4 protein-coding genes and 1 pseudogene are annotated in these 3,694 nt (G+C 60.1%); 2 read left to right on the top strand and 3 right to left on the bottom strand.

The annotated features are described in order from the left end of the window. Together A3754_RS08970 and A3754_RS08965 are read left to right on the top strand one after the other, a co-directional pair. On the top strand, nucleotides 1–438 hold a 438-nt coding region (locus A3754_RS08970; RefSeq protein ID WP_063519393.1), incomplete at its 5' end, for a phosphoribosyltransferase family protein. 2 nt (nucleotides 439–440) lie between these two features. Next, complete coding sequence (locus A3754_RS08965) at nucleotides 441–1,067, top strand: hypothetical protein (RefSeq protein WP_063519392.1); 627 nt, start codon at nucleotides 441–443, stop codon at nucleotides 1,065–1,067. A 21-nt stretch (nucleotides 1,068–1,088) separates the two neighbouring features. On the opposite strand, the gene slmA is transcribed toward A3754_RS08965, so the two are convergent. From slmA to A3754_RS08945, 3 genes and pseudogenes are all read right to left on the bottom strand, one after another. Then, nucleotides 1,089–1,673: a nucleoid occlusion factor SlmA gene (gene slmA, locus A3754_RS08960; protein ID WP_063519391.1), complete on the bottom strand. Its 585-nt coding sequence runs from the start codon at nucleotides 1,671–1,673 to the stop codon at nucleotides 1,089–1,091. 326 nt (nucleotides 1,674–1,999) lie between these two features. Beyond that, nucleotides 2,000–2,899 (bottom strand): acetylglutamate kinase, encoded by a 900-nt coding sequence (gene argB / locus A3754_RS08955; RefSeq protein ID WP_007149034.1) that lies wholly within the window; start codon nucleotides 2,897–2,899, stop codon nucleotides 2,000–2,002. A 204-nt stretch (nucleotides 2,900–3,103) separates the two neighbouring features. Then, nucleotides 3,104–3,694: pseudogene (locus tag A3754_RS08945) on the bottom strand (phosphomannomutase/phosphoglucomutase); the annotation flags it as partial.

Here is a 3,694-nt window from a genome sequence, read left to right as displayed (position 1 = left end):
CCGCTGGTAGCGGCGGTGTCCGTGGCGCTGGCCGAGCACCATGGCCGGGATTACCCCTGGGCGTTCAACCGCAAGGAAGCCAAGGACCATGGCGAGGGCGGCTGGCTGGTCGGTGCGCCATTGCAGGGCCGGGTGCTGGTGATAGATGATGTGATTACAGCGGGAACGGCGATTCGCGAAGTGGCGACGCTGTTCGAAAAGACTGACGCGACCATGGCGGGGGTAATGGTGGCGCTGGATCGGCAGGAATGCGCTAAAGAGCCTGCCGAAGCGGGCAAGGGCCTGTCGGCGATTCAGGAAGTGGAACAAGCATTGGGGGTGCCAGTGGGATGTATCGTCACCATGAGCGATATTATCGACTGGCTGGAACAGCAACCGGACAGCCAGGCAATGGTGGCGCCTATGCGTGAGTACCGGGAGCGTTATGGAGTGCAATAATAATGAAAATCGTCGTCTTGTTGATGGCGCTGATCCTGACTTCGTCAGTGTGGGCGCGCTCGGGGCAGCGCGCCAATGAGCGCATGCCGGATGGCGCCTACTTCCGGCATCAAACGTCTGACGGTGTGGTGCACCTGAACCGAACCCTGACCATGGATGCGATCCGTAACGGTTATCAGCTGCTGGATCAGCACGGCCGTGTGCTGGAACAGGTTGAAGGGGTTCCGCTGGGGGATGCAGAAGCCAAGGCCCTGCGTATGCAGCGGGCTCGCCAGGCCCGCGAGGACCGGGACATGCTGCGCTTGTATGCCGGCCCGGAAGATGCGGTACGGGCGCGCGATCGCAAGGTCGAGGCGCTGGAGTTGAGCATCAGCTATGAAGAGAACAATCTTGCCCAGTTGCAGATGAAGCTGGATGACGAAATCGCCACGGCAGCGCGTAATGAAAGGGCGGGCCGGGATGTGCCAGAGGCGGTGAAGGAAGCGATTGATCGCCTGCAGAGGCAAATCAAAACGGCGGAAAACAAGTTGCAGGAATTCGACAAGGAAATCGACCAGGCGAACCAGCAATACGCCCCGATTATCGAGCGTCTTGAGGCGATTGAGAAGCAACAAAACGAAGGCGGCTGAGGCCGCCTTCGTGGTGAGCGCTTAGCGAAACAGGGTGGGCTGCAGCAGCGCCCATTGTGCTGGCCAGTCCTGGCTTGGCTTAATCCTGAAACCGGAACGTACAAATTGCGCAATACGCCCTTCGGCCACGGCCAGCAGCAGGTTGGCGGTGATGGTCGGGGTCGCCTGGGTGCGCAACCCTTCCTTGAATTCTGCATCTCGCAGCACTTGCTTTAACTGGCTTTCTACCCGGTCGTAGAACTGTTGAATGCGCTGATGCAGGCGTGCGTTTTCACCGGTGAGAGCGTCGCCGGTGAGCAGCCGGGTAATCCCCGGGTTGCGCTCGGTGAACGCCAGCAGCAGGGTGAGAATCTGCTCTACCTGATCACTGGCCTTGCCGTCTTCCATAATGCGGTTGATGCGCGAAAAAATGGCTTCTTCAATAAAACTGATCAGCCCTTCGAACATCTTCGCCTTGCTGGGAAAATGCCGGTACAGCGCCGCCTCGGACACCCCCACTTCTTTCGCGAGCCCGGCGGTGGTAATGCGCCCACCGGGTGCGGCTTCCAGCATGTGAGCGAGCGACTGCAGAATCTGCTCTTTGCGCGACGGTTTTTTATCGGTCATGAAGTATCGTTCCCAGTTCTAAGCAACAAGCTTCTGGCTGCAACGTGAGTGCCAGAGGTATATCACAGGCAAGCACCGCGCCCAACGTTCCCGGGCTTGTTACTGCGGTTTTGTTTTTCACTGTTGTAGCGTTTCGCGGCAATCCCCTTTGCCGCTGGCGGAGCTATCAGCTGCGAGCTTCGAGCTACAAGGCGCGAAACGGGTTTTCTAATTCGAAAACTCACTGCCCGCGCTGCGAGATTAAGCTTGGCGGATAATTTCCGCAGTGCCCGCGCCGCGGCTTGCTCTCGCCTTTTCTCGCAGCTAGCGGCTAGCAGCTGTTCTATTTAGTCTTTGCTGATCAGCGTGCCGATCCCCTTGTCGGTGAGGATTTCCAGCAGTACCGCGTGGGACACCCGGCCATCGATAATGTGAGCGGTGTGGACGCCGTTTTGGACTGCTTCCAGGGCGCAGCCGATCTTGGGCAGCATGCCGCCGTAGATGGTGCCGTCCTTGATCAGGCTGTTGACCCGTTCGGTGGTGAGCCCGGTGAGGATCTGGCCCTGTTTGTCTTTCAGGCCGGCCACGTTGGTGAGCAGGATCAGTTTTTCTGCCCGCAGCACTTCGGCCACCTTGCCGGCCACCAGGTCGGCATTGATGTTGTAGCTGGTGCCGTTGTCGTCCACGCCGATGGGGGCGATGACGGGGATGAAGTCGCTGCCGGCGAGCAGGTCGATAATGCGGGTATCGATGCCCTGCACTTCGCCCACGTGGCCGATGTCGATGATTTCCGAGGCTTGCAATTCCGGGCTGTCCGCGTCGCTGGCCTTGAGTACCATCTTGCGGGCCTTGATCAGGCGCCCGTCCTTGCCGGTGAGGCCGATGGCCTGGCCGCCGTTGTGCTGGATCAGGTTGACGATGTCTTTATTGACCAGGCCGCCGAGCACCATTTGCACCACGTCCATGGTTTCCCGGTCGGTGACACGCATGCCCTGAACAAATTTCGATTCCTTGCCCAGACGTTCCAGCAGATCGCCGATCTGGGGGCCGCCGCCGTGCACGATCACCGGGTGGATGCCGATTTGTTTCATCATCACCACGTCACGGGCGAAGCTGTTCTTCAGCTCCTCGTTCTCCATGGCGTTACCGCCGTATTTGATCACCACGGTGGTGCCGGAAAAACGCTGAATGTAGGGCAGCGCCTCAATCAGAATCCGGGCGGTGTCGTGGGCACTGTTGGTGTCCATGGAGTCTTCTCCTTGAATAGGGGCCTGCACGCGATGCAGTACACGCAAGCACGCCAAATCGTAGCGGTCAGGTTGCATCGGCGCACTCTGCTGCGGGCCGAGCTGTGTGGCGGAGATGGCATTGTGGCCATTTCCGCCTTACGAATGCTGGCGATTATACGCGCTGGCGTGCCGCTTGTTACGTTTTGCGTGCGGCTAACTTGATCAAAACGGCAGTGTCAGGCTCTCATCCACAGCTTGCAGGTGTTTGCGGAACTGGCCTTTGACCCGTTCCAGTGCCTCTTCGTCGCGGCCTTCGAAGCGTGCCACCAGTGAGGGTGTGGTGTTCGAGGCGCGCACCAGCCCCCAGCCATCGGGGAAGTCCACGCGGAGTCCGTCGATGGTGGTGGGGCGGCCACCGGCGAACTGCTCGGCGCGGGCCATAAGGGCGTCGATCAGCGCAAACTTGTTGTCATCGCTGGCATCAATATAGAGCGCCGGGGTGGTGATGCCGGTCTTAAACTGGTCGAACACCTGGCCGGCGGTGTCGTCCTGCAGGGAGAGAATTTCCAGTAGCCGGGCGCCGGCATAGGCGCCGTCGTCACAGCCGAACCAGCGGTCGGCGAAGAAGATATGCCCGCTGATTTCACCGGCCAGGGCGGCGCCGCTTTCCTTCATTTTGGCCTTGATCAGCGAGTGCCCGGTTTTGTACATCAAGGGGCGGCCGCCGTTCTTGCGGATAACGGCGGGCAGGGCGCGGCTGCATTTCACGTCGAACAGGATGTCGGCGCCGGGGCTGCGGCCGAGCAGGTCCTT

Source organism: Alcanivorax sp. HI0083, assembly GCF_001635175.1.
The sequence above is the reverse complement of the archived record's forward strand: the minus strand, read 5'-3'. Positions and strand labels throughout refer to the sequence as shown.